The following is a 1,084-nucleotide window of genomic DNA, read 5'->3' on the forward strand; positions in this document are numbered from 1 at the left end:
AAGTTAGACTGAGAAAGTAATATTCTCACTTTCTTTGCCTGCGAGGCAGAAGGAGTGAGGATGCCGGCGGCCCTGGTGGTGGAGTTGAGCGAGCAGCAGCGGCTGGAACTGCAGCGCGTGGCCCGGTACGGCACGCACTGGCGCGAACGCCAGCGTGCCGAGACGCTGCTGCTGCTCGGGCGTGGTCTCTCCACGGTGGAGGTGGCGCAGCGCCAGGAGCTCAACAAGCGCACGGTCATGACCACGCGTCGCGGCTGGCTCGACCACGGCATGGCCTCGCTGGTCGACCTGCCCAGGAGCGGCGCGCCGCGCCGGCTCGATGACGCGCAGGTGCAACGGCTGCTGCAGTGGGCCCGCAGCGAGCCGCTGAGTGCAGTGCAGTTGCTGGCGCGCCACATTGAAGCCGGCGGCGAGCCGGTGCACTTGGACACCCTCAAGCACGCGCTCAAGGCCGCAGGCTTCGTCTGGAAGCGCACGCGCCACAGCCTTGCCAAAAAAGAGACCCCGACGCCTTCGAGCAGGGCCGTGTGGATCTGGCCGGGCTGAGAGAGCGCGGGGCGGCCGGCGAGATCGAGCTGGCCTACCTGGACGAGGCCGGCTTCACGCAGACCCATCCCAACCGCAGCGCCTGGACGCCCGTTGGACAGCAGCACCGCATCGAGGCCCACCGCGGCCCGCGCCTGAACGTGCTGGCAGCACTGCTGTCCACGGGACACACCTTCTTCGTGCCGCTGTGGGAGAGCGTCACGGCCGGGCTCTTCGCCGCCTTCCTGGCCCTGCTCAAGCGCCGGGTGGACAAGCCGCTGGTTGTGGTGCTGGACAACGCCAGCATTCACCGGGCAACGGCCATCGCCCCGCATCTGAAGATCCTTGCTGCCCAGGGCGTGACGCTGCACTTCCTGCCCACCTACAGCCCGGAGCTCAACCGCATCGAGACCCTATGGCGCCTGGTCAAGCACCGATGGATGCAGCCACGCCATCGCAACAAGGCCGAACTCGAAGCCGAGGTCACTCTTATCCTCCAGGAAGTCGGCGCGCGTTACCAGCTGGCATTCTGAGCAGAAGACTTTTGCCGTCTAACTTA

Annotated in this window: 2 protein-coding genes; both read left to right on the forward strand. The window is 66.6% G+C overall.

What is annotated here, in order from left to right; translation table 11 throughout:
- Positions 1-60 precede the first annotated feature (60 nt).
- Complete coding sequence (locus tag D3A59_RS24915; RefSeq protein WP_119157983.1) at positions 61-546, forward strand: helix-turn-helix domain-containing protein; 486 nt, start codon at positions 61-63, stop codon at positions 544-546.
- A complete protein-coding gene (locus tag D3A59_RS24920) occupies positions 465-1,058 on the forward strand; it encodes an IS630 family transposase (protein ID WP_119157984.1) in 594 nt (197 codons plus the stop codon). The genes D3A59_RS24915 and D3A59_RS24920 overlap by 82 nt, the downstream gene beginning before the upstream one ends.
- Positions 1,059-1,084 lie beyond the last annotated feature (26 nt).

The sequence above is a fragment of the Caldimonas tepidiphila genome, assembly GCF_003569765.1.
Lineage (GTDB): Bacteria > Pseudomonadota > Gammaproteobacteria > Burkholderiales > Burkholderiaceae_C > Caldimonas > Caldimonas tepidiphila.

Coding starts and splice junctions, on each gene's coding strand:
- D3A59_RS24915 (WP_119157983.1), top strand. CDS start 61: ATGCCGGCGGCCCTGGTGGTGGAGTTGAGCGAGCAGCAGCGGCTGGAA.